The 19306-nt window shown below is 70.7% G+C and carries 19 protein-coding genes, 1 tRNA gene, 1 rRNA gene and 1 pseudogene; 10 read left to right on the forward strand and 12 right to left on the reverse strand.

The features are described from left to right. Both rrf and ACFXMF_RS14265 read left to right on the forward strand, forming a co-directional pair. Positions 1–93, forward strand: a 5S ribosomal RNA gene (gene rrf / locus ACFXMF_RS14260); the annotation flags it as partial. Between the two features lie 75 nt (positions 94–168). Beyond that, entirely contained in the window at positions 169–351 is a 183-nt protein-coding gene (locus tag ACFXMF_RS14265; RefSeq protein ID WP_360315841.1) for a hypothetical protein, read from the forward strand. Between the two features lie 141 nt (positions 352–492). On the opposite strand, the gene ACFXMF_RS14270 is transcribed toward ACFXMF_RS14265, so the two are convergent. Continuing rightward, positions 493–2283, reverse strand: a complete 1791-nt coding sequence (locus tag ACFXMF_RS14270; protein WP_379987761.1) for a protein phosphatase 2C domain-containing protein — start codon at positions 2281–2283, stop codon at positions 493–495. A 560-nt stretch (positions 2284–2843) separates the two neighbouring features. Here ACFXMF_RS14270 and ACFXMF_RS14275 point away from each other — a divergent pair. Then, positions 2844–4004, forward strand: a complete 1161-nt coding sequence (locus ACFXMF_RS14275) for a tyrosine-protein phosphatase (protein ID WP_379987762.1) — start codon at positions 2844–2846, stop codon at positions 4002–4004. A 110-nt stretch (positions 4005–4114) separates the two neighbouring features. Here the strand turns inward: ACFXMF_RS14275 and ACFXMF_RS14280 are convergent, their stop codons facing one another. The 4 genes from ACFXMF_RS14280 to upp all read right to left on the reverse strand — a co-directional run bounded on the left by ACFXMF_RS14280 (position 4115) and on the right by upp (position 6931). Further along, positions 4115–4996 (reverse strand): SigB/SigF/SigG family RNA polymerase sigma factor, encoded by an 882-nt coding sequence (locus tag ACFXMF_RS14280; RefSeq protein WP_360315849.1) that lies wholly within the window; start codon positions 4994–4996, stop codon positions 4115–4117. A 248-nt stretch (positions 4997–5244) separates the two neighbouring features. Further along, positions 5245–5769 (reverse strand): PH domain-containing protein, encoded by a 525-nt coding sequence (locus tag ACFXMF_RS14285; RefSeq protein WP_360315851.1) that lies wholly within the window; start codon positions 5767–5769, stop codon positions 5245–5247. Between the two features lie 17 nt (positions 5770–5786). Then, positions 5787–5954 carry a hypothetical protein gene (locus tag ACFXMF_RS14290; protein WP_020556777.1) on the reverse strand — a complete coding sequence of 56 codons (168 nt, stop codon included), beginning with the start codon at positions 5952–5954 and terminating at the stop codon, positions 5787–5789. 335 nt (positions 5955–6289) lie between these two features. After that, positions 6290–6931 carry a uracil phosphoribosyltransferase gene (gene upp, locus ACFXMF_RS14295; protein ID WP_360315854.1) on the reverse strand — a complete coding sequence of 214 codons (642 nt, stop codon included), beginning with the start codon at positions 6929–6931 and terminating at the stop codon, positions 6290–6292. A 254-nt stretch (positions 6932–7185) separates the two neighbouring features. Here upp and ACFXMF_RS14300 point away from each other — a divergent pair, with 254 nt between their 5' ends. The 4 genes from ACFXMF_RS14300 (at position 7186) to ACFXMF_RS14315 (ending at position 8600) form a co-directional block, all read left to right on the forward strand. After that, a complete protein-coding gene (locus ACFXMF_RS14300; protein ID WP_026219506.1) occupies positions 7186–7374 on the forward strand; it encodes a hypothetical protein in 189 nt (62 codons plus the stop codon). Positions 7375–7499: 125 nt separating this feature from the next. Further along, positions 7500–7967 carry a tRNA adenosine deaminase-associated protein gene (locus tag ACFXMF_RS14305; protein WP_360315856.1) on the forward strand — a complete coding sequence of 156 codons (468 nt, stop codon included), beginning with the start codon at positions 7500–7502 and terminating at the stop codon, positions 7965–7967. Positions 7968–7972: 5 nt separating this feature from the next. Then, on the forward strand, positions 7973–8503 hold the full coding sequence (gene tadA / locus ACFXMF_RS14310) for a tRNA adenosine(34) deaminase TadA (RefSeq protein ID WP_360315858.1): 531 nt from the start codon (positions 7973–7975) through the stop codon (positions 8501–8503). Between the two features lie 10 nt (positions 8504–8513). Further along, positions 8514–8600: transfer RNA gene (locus ACFXMF_RS14315), tRNA-Ser, on the forward strand. Positions 8601–8680: 80 nt separating this feature from the next. Here ACFXMF_RS14315 and ACFXMF_RS14320 read toward each other — a convergent pair. Further along, positions 8681–9082, reverse strand: a pseudogene (locus tag ACFXMF_RS14320) (MerR family transcriptional regulator); the annotation flags it as partial. A 49-nt stretch (positions 9083–9131) separates the two neighbouring features. Here ACFXMF_RS14320 and ACFXMF_RS14325 point away from each other — a divergent pair. After that, the gene (locus ACFXMF_RS14325; protein ID WP_379987763.1) at positions 9132–10016 is read left to right on the forward strand and encodes an NAD(P)-dependent oxidoreductase; all 885 of its coding nucleotides are present in this window, start codon (positions 9132–9134) and stop codon (positions 10014–10016) included. 94 nt (positions 10017–10110) lie between these two features. Here ACFXMF_RS14325 and ACFXMF_RS14330 read toward each other — a convergent pair whose 3' ends face one another. Continuing rightward, positions 10111–10713, reverse strand: a complete 603-nt coding sequence (locus ACFXMF_RS14330) for a LytR C-terminal domain-containing protein (protein ID WP_379987764.1) — start codon at positions 10711–10713, stop codon at positions 10111–10113. A gap of 145 nt (positions 10714–10858) precedes the next feature. Beyond that, positions 10859–11155: a type II toxin-antitoxin system VapB family antitoxin gene (locus ACFXMF_RS14335; protein WP_020556786.1), complete on the reverse strand. Its 297-nt coding sequence runs from the start codon at positions 11153–11155 to the stop codon at positions 10859–10861. A gap of 168 nt (positions 11156–11323) precedes the next feature. Between ACFXMF_RS14335 and ACFXMF_RS14340 the strand changes: the two genes are divergently transcribed. After that, positions 11324–12868, forward strand: coding sequence for a helicase HerA-like domain-containing protein (locus ACFXMF_RS14340; protein WP_379987765.1), 1545 nt, complete (start codon positions 11324–11326; stop codon positions 12866–12868). Positions 12869–12944: 76 nt separating this feature from the next. Here ACFXMF_RS14340 and ACFXMF_RS14345 read toward each other — a convergent pair whose 3' ends face one another. From ACFXMF_RS14345 to ACFXMF_RS14355, 3 genes are all read right to left on the reverse strand, one after another. Then, entirely contained in the window at positions 12945–14816 is a 1872-nt protein-coding gene (locus ACFXMF_RS14345) for an AAA family ATPase (protein ID WP_360315901.1), read from the reverse strand. Positions 14817–14891: 75 nt separating this feature from the next. Next, positions 14892–16340, reverse strand: coding sequence for a hypothetical protein (locus tag ACFXMF_RS14350; RefSeq protein WP_379987794.1), 1449 nt, complete (start codon positions 16338–16340; stop codon positions 14892–14894). 215 nt (positions 16341–16555) lie between these two features. Next, entirely contained in the window at positions 16556–17350 is a 795-nt protein-coding gene (locus ACFXMF_RS14355; RefSeq protein ID WP_360315906.1) for an alpha/beta hydrolase, read from the reverse strand. A gap of 189 nt (positions 17351–17539) precedes the next feature. Between ACFXMF_RS14355 and ACFXMF_RS14360 the strand changes: the two genes are divergently transcribed. Continuing rightward, positions 17540–18400: a helix-turn-helix transcriptional regulator gene (locus ACFXMF_RS14360; RefSeq protein WP_360315908.1), complete on the forward strand. Its 861-nt coding sequence runs from the start codon at positions 17540–17542 to the stop codon at positions 18398–18400. Positions 18401–18455: 55 nt separating this feature from the next. Here ACFXMF_RS14360 and ACFXMF_RS14365 read toward each other — a convergent pair whose 3' ends face one another. Beyond that, complete coding sequence (locus ACFXMF_RS14365) at positions 18456–19286, reverse strand: isocitrate lyase/phosphoenolpyruvate mutase family protein (RefSeq protein ID WP_360315910.1); 831 nt, start codon at positions 19284–19286, stop codon at positions 18456–18458. Positions 19287–19306: the final 20 nt, after the last annotated feature.

The raw sequence follows: 19306 nt of genomic DNA on the forward strand, positions 1-19306 counted from the left end.
ACGCCCGGTCTCATTCCGAACCCGGAAGCTAAGCTCTCCAGCGCCGATGGTACTGCACTCGAAGGGGTGTGGGAGAGTAGGACGCCGCCGGAATCAACGTGTGAAAGGCCCATCCCGAACAGGGATGGGCCTTTTGCGTTTTTCGAGTGCGGCGGTATGGTCGTGCGCATGCCTGACAACGAGATGGATCCTGCCGCCAGTACTCAGATGTTCCGGGCTTTCGTGAATGAGGACCGCCCTGCGCCCCCCGGCGAGCCGGCCCGCCGTGGCACTCCGCCGGTGATGTTGATTGCCGGAGTCGTGGTCGCGATCATCGTGGTCGCGGTGGCCGTGCTCATTGCCGTCGGCTGACATACCGACGGGCGGGCCCCAATCGTTCGGGGTCCCGCCCGAGGTATGCGGTCGATCCGTATTCACTGCGGCGGTCGTCACCGCTCGGATCCGTGCGTCAAGCGGTCGAGACGACGGGTCCGGTCGTTTCGGCCGAAGTGCTCAGGTCGACGGCCACAGGGCGACCACGCAGCCGTCGTCCTCGCGCAGACGAAGGCCCTCGTCCACGTCGCGCAGGTAGTCGAAGAGCGATGGCGGCGTACGCCAATCCTCGGCAAGACGCGGCGCGAGACCGGCCGTCGGCTGACCGAGTGCCTCGGCGAAGCCGCCGGTCATCATGACCAGTACGTCGGTCGGTCGCCACGTGGTGCGGCAGATCCGGAGCTGGTCGTCGCCGGCCTGGTCGGGAATCGCCGCCGGGGCGGCCTCCTCCGCCGTGTCCCGAATGCCCAAGGGCGCGCGCCAGCCACCCTGGGCCAGGCGGAGCACGGTGCTGTCGCCCAGCACGGCCATGTCGACCCGGTCGTCCTCCAACGGATCCGCGGCGGTGACCAATATGGCCAGGCGCGTGGCGGGTTCCGAACGGCCCAACTCGTGTGCTCGGTCCGCGGTGCCGGCGAGCCTGGTCCGCAGGTCGTCCTCGACCTCGGTCTGCACCCCGGCCCAGTCCCAGTTCTCGTGCCGCTCGCGCGCGACCATCCTGGCGACCGTGCGATAGGCGCTGCGGACCGCGATCTGTGCGGCGAGTTCGGACGCGTGCGCGTTGTCGACGCCGTCGCAGACGATCGCGATGGTCCATCGCGCGCTCGGATCCGGGCCGACCGCAAAGCAGTTCTGCCTCGGCAGGCCCTGCTGCTGGTGCAGTTCGCCGCGGACGCCGGCGGCACGGACGTTCAACCGGCCCAGTCGGCCGCCGTCGACGACCATGCCGCCGCCGTCGGCGAGCGCGGGTGGGGGCAACATGCGCAACATCCTTCGGGGTACCTCGTCGACCGCGCCCTCCGCGGCCGGTCCGGGGCGGTAGGGCACTCGGGGGGCGGCGGGCGCCGGTACGAACGAGGTGCCGGGATCGCCGTCGTCGTCCTGATCCGGTGCGTCGTCGCGCCGGCGTCGATCGTCGGGCTCGTCGTCGAGGGCGGGCATCGTGTCGACCGTGCCGGCCCGCTCGGATTCGGCCGCCGGCGCGGGCCTGCGCTTGGGGATCGGCGGGTAGGCCGGGCGGCGTTCGGCGGACGGGCGCGGTCCCGGGTCGAGCGGGTCGACCGGATCCATCGGATCCGCGGGTTCGATCTCGTCGTCGGGCTCCGGTTGCCACTTCGGCGTCGGATCCTCGCGGCGGGCCGGACGCGCGGTGCCACGTGACGGCGGCAGCACACCCTGCGGCTCGCGGTGCAGACGGTCGGGCGGCATCGTGTCGCCGGGAATGGTGTCCGACATCGGCGTGCCCGGGGACGGCGACGAGCCGAGCATGACGTCTTCCCAGTGCGAGGAGCCGGTCCGCCGCCGAGTGCGTCCCGACGTCGGCGCCGGGGCCGAGTCGTAGTCGTCGTACTCCGGGCCCTGGTCGCGACCGTAGTCGTAGGCCCCGGCGTCGGCTTCGTACGGATCACGTCGCCCGAAGCCGGGTCGGCGGTCGTAGGGATCCGGCTCGTCCTCCTCGGCGGGTGCGCCGAAGCCGAACCAGTTCGCGACCCGACGCGCCCGCCCGGAGCGGCGGCCGGCCTGATCCGGGGCGTTCTCCGGGTAGCCCGTCGATCCGTCCGGCGCGATCCCGTCGCGGTCGAACTCCGGGTCGGGGCGACGGTCGTAGTCGGGATCCGGCCGTCGATCGTAGTCGGGATCGGGACGTTCGCGACCGGTCGGGCCGGGACGTCGTGGACCCTGTGCTCGCGGGACGGGCTCGGCCGGCGAACCATCGCCGGGGGTGTGGCGCTTGCTGGTACCGTCCGGCACGGCTTCCTCCTTCGCCTCGGGCCGGCCGGCGAGCCGGTCCCGTCGTGTCGCCGGTGGGCGTACCGTCCCCCACCCGTGCGACAGGTATCAACAGGTATAGCGTGCACGGCCCGTGCCCGTGTGCGCACGCGCGCGCATTGGTCCCCACTTTGCCCCAGGGCCGCCCGTACCACCGTGCGGATGGCGGGCTCCTACCCGGAATCCCGGCGCGCGGTACCTATTTGACGGCGTATCAGGGAAACTCCCGGACACCGTGCCGGCGTTCCCCGTGACGGCCGCGGATGTCCCGGATCGGGCGAGGCGAACGCCCGCTCGACGAAGTGGCGCAAAGATACCGATGGTTGGGGTCCGTCGGGTCGACCGGCGGCGGGCGCGAGTGTCGCGGCGGCGGCGGTGCGTGTGGTTTCTCGGTGATGCGTTCGTCTCTCCATACGGCACCGTCTGGAGTACCCGACCTGCTCATCACTACAGTGGTGCCCGTCGCGCGGTAGCAACGACCGGTTGTTTTCCAGGTGGTTCCCGCGCGCTCACGAACACTTCCTCTTCGGGAGCACAACCGCATGCGCATACGCACCACCCGCCTCGCGACCATCGCCGTCACGGCGGCGCTCACGCTCGGCGGCTCCGTCGCGGTGACCTCGTCCCCGGCCTCGGCCGACGCGGGCAACAGCGACGCCAACGTCTCGGCCCGAGGCGGTCTGGGCATCGTCACCGGCGCGTCGGCCGTGGCCAACGCGGACGGTACCCACACGATCACCTGGACGGACCGTTGGCCCGGCCCGATGCGCGTGTACGCGTCCACCGACGTGGACCGGTTCACCCGGATCGTCGGCACCGTCACCGGCAACTCGCTGACCGTGTCCGGCCTGGACCCGGCGCAGCGCTGGTACTTCAACGTCACCCCGGCCGGCCCGGTCGTCGGCGTGGTCACCGCGCCGCGCTCGCTCGGCCTGCAGAGCGCGCCCAACGCGCGTGACATCGGCGGCTACCGCGCCGACTGGGGTCTGAGCGTCAAGTACGGCCAGGTCTTCCGCACCGACGCGCTCGGCAAGGCGACCGACGCGGACGTGGCCCGGCTCGCGAGCCTGGGCCTGGACGTGTCGGCGGACTTCCGCACGGACACCGAGATCGCCGGCAACGGCGCGAACAAGCTGCCCGCCGGCACCGCGGTCGAGCACCTGCCGATCGCCGACGGCAACCTGACCAACATCACCAACGCGGCGGTGGGCAGCCGGGATCCGATCAAGCAACAGGAACAGCTGGGCGACGGCAAGGCCGCGGCGGCGCTGGAGAACGTCTACCGGGGCTTCGTCGACGACCCGGCCCAGCGCGCGCAGTTCGCCACCGTGCTGCGGGACATCGCGGACGGCAAGTCGGTGATCTACAACTGCACGGCGGGCAAGGACCGTACCGGGTGGATGACCGCGATCATCCTCAAGGCGCTCGGCGTGGACGACGCCACCGTCTACGGCGACTTCCTCGCCAGCAACGACAACCTCCGGGCCCGCAACGAGGGTACGAAGGCCAGCCTCAAGGCCGCCGGGTTGATGCAGGACCCGACCCTGATGGACCCGCTCCTGTACGTGCAGAAGTCGTACCTGGACACGGCGTTCGCGCAGGTGCAGAAGAAGTACGGCTCGTTCGACGCGTACCTGCGCACGGGTTTGAACATCGACCCGATCACCGAACTCAAGCTCCGGGCACAGCTACTCACCTTCTGAGCCGGCAGTCGCCGGTGGTCGTCCGCCGGGACGGGTTCGACCGGCCGCCCCGGCAAGGGCTCTGACGATCAGTCAGGGGCCTTGCCGGGCCGCGGTCGAGGTCCGGCCGCTCAGGCGGACAGATCGGCGCGCAGGCGTGCCAGCGCGCGGGCGAGCAGGCGGGACACGTGCATCTGCGAGATCCCCAGCCGCTCGCCGATCTGCGACTGCGTCATGTTGCCGAAGAAGCGCAGCATGATGATCTGCCGGTCGCGCGGACTCATCCGGGCCAGCAACGGACGCAGCGCCTCGCGGTATTCGACGCCGTCGAGTGCCTCGTCCTCCTGTCCCAGCCGGGCGATCAGCGCGTTGTCGCGATCGTCGTCGAGGTCGTGTGCGTCCAGCGACGCGGGCGAGTAGGCGTTGGCCGCCTCCATACCCTCGAGGATCTCCTCGACCGTGAGGTTCAGGTGCTTGGCGAGTTCGACCACCGTCGGGGCGCGGTCGTACTTGTGGTTGAACTGCTCGGTGGCCTCGGCCAGCGCCAGGCGCAGTTCCTGGAGTCGGCGGGGCACCCGCACGCTCCACGAGGTGTCCCGGAAGAAGCGCTTGATCTCGCCGATGATGGTCGGCACCGCGTAGGTGGGGAACTCGACGCCGCGATGCGGGTCGAAGCGGTCTATCGCCTTGATCAGTCCGATCGTGCCCACCTGGAGCACGTCCTCGTACTGGTCCGTGCGACTGCGGAAGCGGTTGGCCGCGAAGCGCACCAGGGGCAGGTTCAGCTCGACCAGGGTGCTGCGCACGTAGGCGTGCTCGGGCGATCCCTCGACGACATCGGTGAGGCGGAGCAGGAGGGTTCGGGACAGCGTGCGCGTGTCCTGGGGGGTGTCGGTGCCGGAACCCCTGACCGCGCGGACGCGGGGGATGCCGGTACGGGGAAGGCGCGCGGGCGCGGCCCGGTCGGCGATCGAGCCGGCCGTGCCCTCGTGGGAAGCATCTCGCAGCAGCACTGGAGAGCCCACCTCCTCGTCGGTCCTGGAGCGGAACCTGGCCGCTGCCGGCCATGGTGGAACGGCAGCCGTCGTTCGGTACCCCCTTACCGGCGCGGGTCACCGCCCCAAACCCCTTGCGACATCCCCGATTTGTCAGGTGATGCGGGTGTATCTAGCGGCATGTCGACAGTACGAAAGCCGTAAATCACCGCAAAGAAAATTTGAGGTTTTGCCATCCGTTTCGTGTTACTCGCCAGTCGTGCCGATTAGTCGACGTCGGGACCGAACAGTTGATCGCACACTTTGAGGTAGACGGCGTCGGGTCGGGGGACGAAGCCGACCTCCTTGAGCGGTTGATCCTGCCCCGCGGACTCCATCACGAACGTCCCGTGCCCGAGTATTCGGCCGCCCGGGGTGCGCCGATAGCTCATGTCGGTCACCTGGGTCAGCGGCATCATGTTGACCCGCTTGGCGATCAGCCCGGTGGCCAGGATGATCCGCTTGTCCGTCACGATGAAGTAGTCGTTGCGCCAGGTGAGTACGTGTCCCGTGCACCACAGCAGGAGCCCCGCCCCGATCGGCCACACGCCGTAGCGCACCGCCAGGTTCTCGGCCGGGAAGTACCACAACAGCACGAGCAGGAAGGCCAGTCCGAGTGCGGTGGTGGCCAACGGGCGCATGATGATGGCCCAGTGCCGGCGCACCGCTATCGCGCAGGTCTCGGTGGGCAGCAGGTACTTGCGTATCGCGTGTGGGTCGACGGTGGAGCCGGTGACCGGTCCCGCCCCCACCTCTCGACGTGCCCGCCTCAGCTCGTCCAGCCGCTGATCTGATCGCCGCACCACTTGGCGGCGGACGACATCGCCTGGAACCACTGCGCGACCAGGTCGGAGGCCTTTTCCGGCGTGGCGATGATCGTGTAGATGACGAAAACGATCAGGAGCAGCGTCAGGATCCTTTTGGTCTGCGCCTGCATCTCCCCGCCTCCCCGAATGAGGTATCGGGGAGAAACAATAGGGGAGAGGGAGCGGCCGCGGGGGGACCGGCCACTCACTCTCCCCTGTGGGACCCCCGCCGGAGCAAAGGTGGGTCGTACCTTCGCAGCATCGGCAAACAGTCCCGGGGTGCCTGCGGGGCTCCTGCCCAGCCCCCGGCACACTTCCAGCATGCGCCGAGGTGTGTCGCCGCGCATCCGGCGTTCGGCCTGACGTGGCAGGGCCTTGGTCCCGTCCGGGACCCGCGGCCGCGATCCGCCCCCGGACGGCGTATCCGCAGGTGGGCGCCGCGTCGGGTGGACCGCCCGGGCGCCGCCTAGCCGGCGGTGCCGTACAGCCGGTCGCCGGCGTCGCCCAGGCCCGGGACGATGTAGCCGTGCTCGTTGAGCCGCTCGTCGATCGAGGCGGTCACCACGGTGACGGTGGCCTCGGTGTCCTGGAACGCCTCCTGCATCACCTTGACCCCCTCGGGGGCGGCGAGCAGGCAGATCGCGGTCACGTCGTGCGCGCCGCGGTCCAGCAGCAGCTTGGTGGCCGCGATCAGGGTGCCGCCGGTGGCGAGCATCGGGTCCAGGACGTACGCCTGCCGGCCGCTGAGGTCGTCCGGCATCCGGGTCGCGTAGGTCGACGGTTCCAGGGTGTCCTCGTTGCGGATCATGCCCAGGAAGCCGACCTCGGCCGTGGGCAGCAGCCGCACCATGCCGTCGAGCATGCCCAGCCCGGCCCGCAGGATCGGCACCACGAGGGGACGCGGGTAGGAGAGCTTGACGCCGGTGGTCTCGCTGACCGGGGTGCTGATCGCCACCGGGTCGACGCGTACGCCTCGGGTCGCCTCGTAGGCGAGCAGCGTGACCAGTTCGTCGGCGAGCCTCCGGAAGGTCGGCGAGTCGGTGCGCCGGTCGCGCAGGGTGGAGAGCTTGTGGGCCACCAGAGGATGGTCGACGACATGAATCCGCATGTTGCGACATTAGCCGTTTGACCTGGCGGCGACCCTGCCGGGTTGTCGGGTTCGAGGCGTGTTCGGCGGCATTCGCCGGTCGTTCGACCGGCGCGACTCGCGCGTTTGCGGGAATGTCGGGCGAATTGAGATTGTTACACCGATTTGCGAACACACATCCGGTGTCATCCGACCGGTGTGATGACTGAGCCGGCGTGTCCCGGGAACTACTGCCACGTCGGTTTCGGCGGCCTTTCGAGCCCAGGGGCATGGTGATGGAGAGTCGGGAACCTCGGACGACGGCGGCCGAGCGCCGCGAGGAGGAGGCGGCGCGCCGACGCCGGCGCACCCTTTTCCTGCGCGAACTGGCCGAGGCCCGCGAGTTGCGGGCCCGCATCCAACCCCGCCGCGTACGCAATGAGCGGCTACGGCAGATGATGCGGATGCGTACGTTCCGTTACTGAATTCGACCGATCCTTGATCGTCTCGGTGACCTTGTTCGTCAACGTGCGCCAATTCCCGTCGTCGTGGTCCGGTATCTGCCACGATGCGAGGGACAACGCCGAAGCGAACGATCTTGGAGAGTCCCGTGGCGTACTTCGCCGCAGTGCTCGTACGTACAGACGAGCAGTGGGAGGCCCGTGAAGCCGACCTCGACGATGTCGAGGACTCGGCGGGGATGACCGCGCTGGCACGGTCGGCGGCGGTGGACGACGAGCCGGTGCTCTTGTTCGTCGAACAGGAGGACACCTGGTTCGCGGTCGTCCGGGTGGACGGTGAGGAGGACCCGCGCATCTACGTCTCCGACGTGGCCGCGGTCTCCCGCAGCGCCTACGCGGACGCGTTGCTGACGGCCGACGTGCTGGACGGCCTGGAGGAGGACGACGAGGCCGTGCTGCCGACCGGCCCGGCCGGCGACGAGACGGTGCTGGTCGACCTGGGGGTGTCGGCTCAACTGCTCGCCGACCTCGCGGGCGAGGCGGGTCTGCCGGCGGACGCCATCGCGGTGATAGCCGAACGCCTGGGCTGCGCGGACGAGTTGGAGACGGTCCGCTGAGCCCGATGCCCCCGCCGGTGCCCGAGCCCCGGTTCGACCCGGCGTTGCGCCGGTACGAGCCGGCCATGCGGCTGGCCTTGGCCGAGGCGGCCTTGGCGGTCGACACCGGGGATGTGCCGGTGGGGTGCGTGGTGCTCGGCCCGGACGGCGCGGTGCTCGGCCGCGGCCGCAACGAACGCGAGGCGCACGGCGACCCGACGGCCCACGCGGAGATCCTCGCCCTGCGCGAGGCCGCCAAGGCCGTCGGGGAGTGGCGCCTGTCCGGCTGCACCCTGGTGGTCACCCTGGAGCCCTGCACGATGTGCGCGGGCGCCATCGTGCTGGCCCGGGTCGACCGGGTGGTCTTCGGCGCCTGGGACCCCAAGGCCGGCGCCGCCGGCTCGCTGTGGGACATCCTGCGCGACCGCGGCCTCAACCACCGCCCCGAGGTGGTCGGCGGCGTCGCGGCAACGGAGTGCACCGCCGTCCTGCACGACTTCTTCACCCACGCCCGCTCCCCGGAATCCGGTTACGAAGCACACCCCGGCATCCGGTAAGCTCTCTCTCGGTAGCGTGTCCGAGTGGCCTAAGGAGCACGCCTCGAAAGCGTGTGATGGTGCAAGCTATCCGTGGGTTCAAATCCCACCGCTACCGCTCTTGAGCAGGACATACGAAGGACCCGACCGCACGTGGTCGGGTCCTTCGTCGTTTTCGGGGTGGGGTGCGGGGTCAGGCGGGGATGGGCTGGGGGTGGCCTCGTCGAAGGGTGGGTAGTGGTCGGCGCCGGATTGTTCGGCGGCGGCGATGTAGGCGGTGAGGGCGTCGCGGGATTGGGCGAGGCGCTGCATCTGGTCGTCCAGGCGCCGCAGCCGGGAGCGCATCGCGGTCAGCAGTTCGAGGCACCCGGGTAGTTCGGGGGCCTCGCCGACCGCGCAGGGCAGCAGGTACGCGATGTCCTCGGAGGACAGGCCGGCGCCGAGCAGGTGGCGGATCTGTTTCACCCGCAGCACCGCGGTCTCGTGGTACTCGCGGTAGCCGTTCGCGCGGCGGTCCGCCTCCAGCAGGCCCTGGGCCTCGTAGTAGCGCAACTGGTGGGCGTGGACGCCCGTTCGGTGGCTCAGTTCCCCGATCCGCATCGAAACCTCACTTGACCTTCATACCGGTATCAACGTTGACGATGCTGCCATGAACAACGAAAGCAGCACCCCTGTGACCGTCATCGGACTCGGACTGATGGGCCGGGCCCTGGCCGGGGCGTTCCTGAGGGCCGGCCATCCCACCACCGTGTGGAATCGCACGGCCGCCAAGGCCGACACCCTGGTGGCCGAGGGCGCCCGGTCGGCGCCGACGGTGGGCGCCGCACTCGCGGCGGGGCCGCTGGTGATCGTCTGCCTCACCGACTACCGGGCCGTGTACGAGCTGCTCGACGGGAGCGCCGCCGAGCTGGACGGCAAGATGTTGATCAACCTCACGTCGGGCGACTCGGCCCAGGCCCGGGAGGCCGCCCGATGGGCCGAGCAGCGTGGCGCGCGTTACCTGGACGGCGCGATCATGGCCATCCCGTCGGGGATCGGGACCGCCGACGCGGTGATTTTGCACAGCGGGCCGGAGGCGGACTTCGCGGCGAATCGCTCGACGCTGGAGGCGCTGGGCACGGTCAGTCACCTCGGGGCGGACCACGGGCTGGCGGCCCTGTACGACGTGGCCGGCCTGGCCATGATGTGGAGTGTGCTGAACGCCTGGCTCCAGGGCACGGCCATGGTCCGCACGGCCGGGGTGGACGCCGCGACCTATGCCTCGTTCGCCCGGCAGATCGCCGCCGGGGTGGCCGAATGGTTGCCCGGGTACGCCGAGCAGATCGACCGCGGGTCGTTCCCGGCCGAGGTGTCGGCCCTGGAGACCGACGCGCGGGCGATGGCCCACCTGATCGAGGAGAGCGAGGCGCTCGGGGTCAACGCCGAACTGCCCAGGTTGATCAAGGCGATGGCCGACCGCTCGATCGCCGCCGGACACGGCGCGGAGCAGTATCCCGTGCTGGTCGAGGAGTTCGGCAAACCCGGCAACGGCTGACCGGCGGGGGTGGGGCGGGGTGTGGCCCGCCCGACGTGCCGCTGCCGCCTGCGCGGGATGCGGAGGCGGCAGCGGATGGGTCGCGTTCGGCGGGTCAGCAGCCCGGCGGGCGGCTCGGGGCCGGCGGAGGCGGCGGGGACAGGATCGCGGCGACCTGCTCCGGCGCGGCCAGGTCGGTCCAGCCGTCGCCGATCACCAGGTCGACCGAGCCGTCCGTGCGCTGGTCCTCCTTGACGGTGCTCGCCGCCACCTGGGCCGCGACCACCTTCGCCGGGGTGGTGCCGGGGAAGCCGTGCCGGATCTCGGCGGTGGCCGCGACCGGCTGGTTCAGCGGATCGTTGGTCACCTTGCCGATCACGAAGCCGCGCGCCTTGAGCGCCTCGGAGACGGTCTTGGCCAGGCCGGCGCGCTTGGTCGCGTTGTAGACGTTCACCGTGATCGTCTTGGGCTCGGGCAACGCCGCAGGCGGGGCGGCCGCCGGGGTCGAGGCCGTCGGCGAGGCGCACGCGGCGGCCTTGTCGCCGCTGTCGTCGGACGTGAAGTGGTACACGCCCCAACCGGCGGTGGCCAGCACCACCAGGCCGACCACGATCGCGATGACCACGGGCATGCGTCGCCTGCGCCGCGTCATCCGCGGATACAGCTTGCCAGTGATCTTGTACTGGCCTCCCATGCCGCGGGGAGTGAGCATGCTCATCGGTGCGCCCCCGTCCTCCTCCTGCACGGCATGGCCGTGATCCCGGTCGCCATGAAGTCGAGGTTAGCGCCGACGTGGCACCTTGCGTATCCGGGCACGGCCGTACGCGAGACGACCACCTGATCGGGCCGCCGGGGTTGCGTGCTCAGCCGAGTTCGAGCACGCGCGCGTGCAACACCTGGCGCTGTTGCAGCGCGGCCCGGACCGCGCGATGCAGGCCGTCCTCCAAATAGAGGTCACCCTGCCATTTCACGACGTGCGCGAAGAGGTCGCCGTAGAAGGTCGAGTCCTCGGCGAGCAGCGTGTCGAGGTCGAGTTGCCGCTTCGTCGTGATGAGTTGGTCCAGACGCACGGGCCGCGGGGCGATGTCGGCCCATTGCCGGGCACCCGACCTCCCGTGGTCCGGGTACGGTTTGCCGTCACCGATCCGCTTGAAGATCACAGGCTCAGCCTACCGGGATCACGGTCGCCTAACCCCCACCCGGCGCCGATGCGAGGGAGCGAGGGTGCGGATCAGGCCGGCTCGGATGGCCGATCCGCCGGGGCAATCGGGATATTTCTCGTCCTATCGGTGTATTCGTCTTCCGCATCTCGGCGAGCGGAGGAGCGCATGAGCGAGCAGGACGACACGATCGCGGCCATCACGGCCGGATACGCCTTCACCGGACCCGCGCTGGAACTGGGCGCGGCCGTGGTCGAGGGCACCGCGCATCCCCAGGCGCGGGTGCGTGTCCCGCTCGCGGTACTCAATCGGCACGGCCTGGTCGCGGGCGCGACCGGCACCGGCAAGACCAAGACGCTGCAACTGATCGCGGAGCAGTTGTCCGCGCAGGGTGTGCCGGTCTTCCTCGCCGACGTCAAGGGCGACCTGTCCGGCATCTTTGCCCCGGGGACGCCCGGCGACCGGGTGACCGGGCGGGCGGCCGAGGTCGGCCAGGACTGGCAACCGGTCGGCTGCCCGGTCGAGTTCCACGCGCTCGGCGGGATCGGCCCGGGCGTGCCGATCCGGGCCACGATCACCGACTTCGGGCCGACCCTGCTGGCCAAGGTGCTGGATCTGAACGAGACGCAGGAGTCCTCGCTCGGCCTGATCTTCCACTTCGCCGACGAGCGCGGGCTGGAACTGGTCGACCTCAAGGACCTGCGCGCGGTGATCCAGTTCCTGACCGACGATCAGGGCAAGGCCGAACTCAAGCGCATCGGCGGCCTGTCCACGGCCACCGTCGGGGTGATCCTGCGCGCGCTGATCACGCTGGAGAACAACGGCGGCGGGGCCTTCTTCGGCGAACCGGACTTCGACACCGCCGATCTGCTGCGCACCACCTCCGACGGGCGCGGTGTGGTCTCGGTGCTCGAACTCGCCGCGGTGCAGGACAAGCCGCAGTTGTTCTCCACCTTCCTGATGTGGCTGCTCGCCGATCTCTTCCACGACCTGCCGGAGGTGGGCGATCCGGATCGGCCACGTCTGGTGTTCTTCTTCGACGAGGCGCACCTGCTGTTCACCGGTGCCTCCAAGGCGTTCCTGACCGCGATCACCCAGACGGTGCGGTTGATCCGGTCCAAGGGGGTCGGAATCTTCTTCGTCACCCAAACGCCGCGGGACGTGCCGGGCGACGTGTTGTCCCAGTTGGGCAATCGGGTGCAGCACGCGCTGCGTGCGTTCACCCCCGAGGACGCCAAGGCGCTCAAGGCCACCGTGTCCACGTTCCCGCGTTCGGCCTACGACCTGGACCAGGTGCTCACCCGGGCGGGCACCGGCGAGGCGGTGGTCACCGTGCTCGGCGAGAGCGGCGCCCCGACGCCGGTGGCCTGGACCCGGCTGCGGGCACCGGTGTCGCTGATGGCGCCGATCCCGGCGGAGACGATGTCGGCGGCGGTGGCCGGGTCGCCGCTGTTCGCCAAGTACGGCACGGCCGTCGATCGCGAGTCGGCGTTCGAGAAGCTGACGGCCGCGCAGGCGCCGCCCGCCGAGCCGGACGCGGCGCCCGCGCCCGAACCGGCGGCCGGGCGCGGGCGCGCGGACAAGCCGAAGTCGGACGTGGTCGGCCAGGTGATGGGCAACTCGGCGGTCAAATCCGTGCTGCGCTCGATGGGCACCCAGATCGGCCGGGAGATCACCCGCAGTCTGTTCGGCACCGCCCGCCGCAAACGCTGACGGGCGGGGCCGACGCCTTCGGCCACGGGGCCGGGACCGGTTCCTCGGCGCCGGCCGGACAACCCGGATCCTCGGCCTACTTCCTCGGCATCTTCGCGAACGCCTCGATCCAGAAGCGCTGTTTGTCCGCGGACTGGCCGACCAGGTAGCTCGAACGCAGCTTCGGCGGCAGGCCGGCCAGCAACTGCGCCACGGTGTCCAGATGTTCGCGCAACTGCGACAACTCGGCGTTGGCCAGCACCTGGTGCACGATGTCGGTGTCGTCGGTGCCCTCGCCGGACTCCTCGTTGGCGGCCTCCAGTCGGCGCACCCACTCGGCCAGATTGGCCGAGATGTCGCCCAGCCCGGTGGCCGGGTTCTCCGCGAATCGGGCCTCGAGCGCGTTCAGCGGCACCGGTGCGTACTCGCCGTCGCCGAGGTAGACCTTCGCCATCTCCAGCGGCAGTTCGCGCTTGTGCAGCTTGATCAGCCGCTCCAGGGTGCGCTTGGTGATCCAGTCGCGGCCCTCGTCGTCGATGTCGTTCTTCCACCACTCCAGCACCGTCTCGGCGACCGGGCCGTAGGTGCTGATCAACCACTCGTTGGCGGGGATGTCCTCGGGGCGGATGGTCAGCGACGCGGTGAAGCGGGTCGCCTGCGCGATGTTGTTGCGCGAGACGAGCATCTTGCGGCCGAGGTGGTACGGCGGGTTCTGCAGGGCGATCTGCGCGCGCAGGCCGGGAATCGGGCGGCCCGCGATGGACCACTCCTGGGTGACCTCCATCAGTTTGGCGAAGGTCGACTTGTCCTTGGGCCGGTTGTACTCGTCCCACACGATCACCTTGGCGCCGGGATCGGTGAACTTGGCGGCGAGCAGGTTCTCCAGCGAACCGTCCGGCGTGGGCACCGGTGCGCACAGGTCCTCGACGTTGGTCACCGGCAGCGAGAAGTAGAGCGGCTCACGACCGAGTTCGCCGCGCACCACGTCCCGCACCACCTCGGTCTTGCCGCAGCCGGGCGGGCCCTGGATCAGCACCGACCAGCGGCGCCGGATCGCCTCGCGGACGATCCGGCGCACCGAGTCCGGCGTCTGGTCGGGGTTGCGCACGTTCAGGCCCGCGGCGATCCGGTCGAGCACCTCGTCGGTGCGGTCCGGGCCGGGGGAGCCGTCCTTCTTGGTCTCGGTCAGCGCCAGGCGCTCGCCGTTGACCAACGGCAGTCCCCACACCAGCGGGAAGCCGGCCAGCGCGCAGTCGATCACGTGCTCCAGGGTGCGCGGGGACACCAGTTGGCGCAGTGCCGGGGACAGGCTCGTCCAGACCTGGAAGATCGGGGTCAGGTCGGTGCCGGCGAAGCGCTCGGCGAGCTTGTACCGCCACGCGGTGTCGGTCGCGGTGATCTTGACGGTGACCATCCGGTCCAGGATGGCCAGGTCGGTGCGCCGGGTCGCGGTCTCGGACAGCGACTCGTTGTCGGTGAGGAAGACGCCCACACAGCCCAGTTCGCGCAGATCGTGTTCGCCCAGCGTCCAGTTGCAGGCGACCTGCATGAGCTGAGACTGGATCGTCTCGCCCGCCTGCAGCGCGTCGTCGATCAGCAGCACGAACCGTTTGCCGGGCCGCAGTTGACGCATGATGAGCTGGCGCAGCACGAGTTCGCCGGTGCGTTCGTCCCGGACGGGTGCGTTGATCAGTAGGTCGTCGGGAGTGAGGTTGGCGGCGGGTACGAAGACCAGGATCGTGTCGTCGTGCCGGTCGGGGATGTGGCTGAAGAAGGTCGCCGTCTTGCCGATGCCGTGCTCGCCGAAGATCTGGCCGGTCTGGCCGAGGTCGATCATCGCGTCGATGAACTCCTCCAGCTTGGACACGCCCTTCCAGCCCTTGGGACGTTCGGGGTAGGTGGCGGTGGCCTTCCACTTGGGCTCGGACGCGGGGCGGCCGGCGCGCGTGGGGTCAGCGGTGATCGTCATGGTTCCTTCCGGGTGCTGCGCACGGCGTGCTGCGGAGGGCTCTTCGGCGAGGCGCGTCGGCATGACCGGCCCCGATCAGTGGTCGCCGGTGAGGACGCGGTGACAGTCCATCGACGGGTGGTGCCGCTCCGGCCAGTCGTCTCCGCCCTCGGTGATCAGCCAGATCCATTTGTCCGGGTCGGCCGGAGTGATCGGCGGCGCGTAGCCGTCGGTGAGCATCACCACCGCGTCGACCGATTCGTCGAAGCGGCCCGACCCCTCGATCTCCAGTCGTCCCTCGACGTAGTCGGCCACGTTCTGGAAGTTGGTGCCGCCGCCGCCCAGCACCCGTTCGCCCGGCTTGAACGGCATCACGGTGCCGTCGAAGCTGAGCCAGTGCGTCTCGACGCCGTCGGCCTTGCCGACCAACTCGGTCAGCCAGCTCACCACCTGGTCGGGCATCGAGCCGGAGGTGTCGTAGGCGATCACCACGACCTTGGTGCGTTCGAGTCCGCGTCGGGCGAGCATCGGGTCGTGGCCCAGCGCGGCCAGCAGCGCCCCGCGTTTCTTCGGATAGACCAGGCGTTCGCCCTCGCGCAGCTTGGACGCGAGCACGTCCACCAGCCACTGCTGCCACCACTCGACCCGGCGGGTGCGCTGGGTCTCGCCGCGCAGGAAGCCGGCGCCCAGGTCGCCCCACAACTTGGAGGTGCGGTCGGTGGCGCCGTCGGTGCGGGCGAGCAGGTCGAGCAACTCCTGTCGGGCCAGCCGTTCGCCGCGGCGGGCGGCGAGCAGCACGCTGCGCAGCACCTCGGAGGCCACCCGGCCGACGGTCTCGCCGTCCATGCCGTCGTTGTGGCCGGTGCCCTCGCCCAGCAGCACGTGCACGCACAGCGGGGGCGGCACCGGCGGGTTCTTCATGCGCTTGAGCTCGGCGTAGACGGTCGAGTCGGTGTCCACGAAGTCGTCGTAGGACAGTGCGGCCAGGCCCTGGTCGGTGAGGTCCTGGACGTAGTCGCGGTGGACCCTCCTCGGGTCGATGCCGGTGGGGTCCTCGATCAGGGCGCCGGTGTCCGGGTCGAGTCGGCGCAGGATCGGCAGTTTGCTGCGGCCCAGCCGGGCCATCGCGACGTGGTTGATGGTCACCTCGGCCGCGAGCGTGAACACCGGGTCGGCGCGCAGCTCGGACTCGGCGAACAGGTGTCGTTGGATCAGGTGCCGGGCCTCGTGGAAGAGCACGAACTTCACGCCGTCCAGGCCCAGATCGCAGAAGAACTGCGGGTTGTACAGGAGCAGACAGGTGCCGTCGCCGGAGGCCATCACGGCCGCAGTGTCGATCGCGGTGGTCGGGATGTGGTGGTGGCACTTGGTGTACAACCACGAGGCGATGACCGACAGTTCCATGCCGAAGTCGAGCAGCGCCTCTTCCTTGAGTTTGCGGGCCCGCGCGATCACCTCGTCGTCGGCCGGCCGCCATGCCTCCAGCGCCCGACGGTCGGTCAGACTCACGATCGGCGCCTGCGGGGCACGTTCGCCGTACGCCACGTCCGTCACCTCCCCTCGGTGTCGTTCGATGATCCCAGTGCCGACCGACAGCGGTTCGGCCGGCCCGGGACACCGCCGGCCACCGCGCCGGCCCCCACCCCGCTCGCCGAATCCACATTGTGGGCCGGGGCGGGGTGCCGGGTCAGCGGGATTTCCCGCGATCGGTCGGCGGCGGGACGAGGGGGAGTGCATCGGGGGCTTCCGGGGCACGTGGTTCAGCCGGCGACGAGGAACTCGCGTACCGTCTCGACGAACTCCTCCTGCTTCTCGAACATCACCACGTGTCCGGAGTCGATCTCCGCGTACGTGCTGTCGGCGATCGCCTCGTGCAGCGCGCGGCTGTGCTCGACCGGGATGGTGGCGTCCCGAGTGCAGCCGACGACCAGCGTGCGGGCCTCGATCGCGGGCAGCAGCGGGCGCAGGTCGGCGGTGAGGTTGTAGTCCACGTGCCGCAGGGTGCCCGGCGTGGGCGGCATGTTCGCCAGCATCGCCTCCACCGCGTCGCGACCGATCGAGTTCAGGAAGCCTCGGCTGAAGCCGGTCATCGTCACGTTCCGGGAGAACGACTCGGCGTCGGTGCGTCCCAGCCGCCGCCACACGGTGAACAGGTTGCGCAGGTATTCGTCGCTGTCCACGTGCGCCCACCCGGCGACCAGGATCAGCCGGCGGACCAGGTCCGGGCGCAGCGCGGCGACGGCCGCGACCACGGTCGAACCCATCGAGAAGCCGAGCAGGTCGACCGCTCCCGTGCCGGCGTCCTCGATCACCGCGATCACCTGGCCCGCCAGGATCTCGACGGTGAGCGCGCCGCCGGCGTCGGGGGTGGCGTCGGTCCCGGACAGATCGGGGGTGATCACCACCCGCTCGTGATCGAACAGCGGGACGGTGGCCCCCCAGTTCACCGGCGCGCCCACGGATCCGGTGCCGTGCACGAGCAGCAGCGCGGGGCCGGACCCGGTGCCGGAGAGGGTGTAGTGGACCTGGGCGTCGGCGACCTCGACGATGGGCATGGGGTGCTCCCGGTGGACCGGCTCGGGCGGCCCGGACCGCGAATCCGCAGGTCCGGTGCTTCGAGTGGGGTGGTGTCGAGCCGAACGACCCGACATCCGGAACTCTGCCGTCGCGCGGATCGGGCCGGGAGAGCCTCGCCGACCCTGGGATCGCCGGTCCCAGGTTGGCAACCGGGGCGATGCGGCACGATGACCGATATGACGATCGCTCGCGGTGAACTCGCCGACTTCCTGCGCCGCTCCCGGGCCCGGGTGTCTCCGCAGGACGCGGGCCTGCCCGCCGGTTCCCGGCGCCGTACGCCGGGCCTGCGCCGCGAGGAGGTGGCCCGCCTCGCGGGCATGTCCGCCGATTACTACATCCGCCTGGAACAGGCCCGCGGTCCGCAGCCCTCGACCCAGATGCTCGGCGCGCTGGCGCGGGCGTTGCGGCTGAGCGACGACGAACGCGATCACCTTCACCTGCTGGCCGGCCACCGACCGCCCGCGGTGCGGATCGCCGGGGACGAGGTGGCGCCCGCGCTGCTGCACCTGCTCGACCAGTTGGCGGCGACGCCGGCCCAGGTGCTCGACGACCTCGGTGACGTGCTCGCGCAGAACGCGATGGCGCAGGCGCTGTTGGGCGGGGTGTGCACGGTCTCCGAGCACGGTCGCAACGTGGTGTGGCGCTGGTTCGGCGACACCGGCCCGCGTGCCGCGTATCCGGTCGAGGAGCACGACTACCACAGCCGGCTGCACGTCGCCGACCTGCGCGCCGCCGCGGCGCATCGCCCGGACGATCCGGTGGTGCGGCGCCTGGTGACCCGGTTGCGCGAGGCCAGCGAGGAGTTCGCCGAGCTGTGGGACCGGCACGAGGTCGCGGTTCGTCGGCACAGCCGGATGCGGGTCCGGCACGCGGTGTTGGGCCTGGTGGAGGTGGACTGCCAGGTGTTGATCACCCCCGAGGACAACCGGCGCGTGGTGTTGTACACCCCGCCGCCGGGCAGCGACCTGGCCGATCGGCTGACCGTGCTGCGCCGCCCGGCGGGCACGGACACGTTGGCTTTCGGGTAGCTCCCCGCCGGCGCCCGGCCCGGGTGGGTGGGGGCGCCGGCGGTGTGCGGGTGGGTCAGCGGGCCAGGAGGGCGTTCAGGTCGCCGTAGGGGATCGAGTCGGTGAGCGCGGTGTATGTGCCGGTCTCGAACAGTTCCCGGGCCGAGCGGCGGACCACGGCGTAGGCCGCCTCGGCGATGGCCGAGCCGAGGCTGACCCGGGCCACGCCGAGCTTGCCGAGTTCGGCGACGGTGGGGGCGCCGGGGCCGACCAGTACGTTCAGCGGGGCGGGCAGGGCCTCGACGAGGGTGGCCACGGTGGTCGGGTCGGTGACGCCGGGGACGAAGATGCCGTCGGCGCCGGCCGCGAGGTAGGCGGTCGCCCGGTCGAGGGTTTCGCGCAGCCGGTCGGCGGGGCCGCCGGCGCCGCGCAGGTAGGTGTCCACCCGGGCGTTGACGAACAGCGCGACGCCCGCGCTGTCCGCGGCGGCCCGCGCCGCGGCGATCCGCTCGACCTGGTCGGCGACCGCCCGCAACGGCACCGGACCGGCGTGCAGGGCGTCCTCCAGGTTGACGCCCACGGCGCCGGCGGCCAGCACGCCGCGAATGGTCTCGGCGACCCCCTCCGGGTCCTCGCCGAAGCCGCTCTCGATGTCCGCGGTGACCGGGACGTCGACCGCGGCCACCACCCGGGCGACGAGTTCGAGGGCCCGCTCGCGGCCCAGCCGATCGCCGTCGGCCGCGCCCAGGCCCCAGGCGACCCCGGCGCTGGTGGTGGCCACCGCGCTCGCTCCGGCGTCGGCGACGAGTCGGGCGCCCGCCGCGTCCCAGACGTTGGCGAGGGCGAGGGGCGCGGCACCGGTGTGCAGCGCCCGGAAGGTCAGGGCGGTGTCGTGGAGGCTGGTCATGGCCCCACTTCATCATCCGC

It is taken from the genome of Embleya sp. NPDC059213, assembly GCF_042754445.1.
Taxonomy (GTDB): domain Bacteria; phylum Actinomycetota; class Actinomycetes; order Streptomycetales; family Streptomycetaceae; genus Embleya.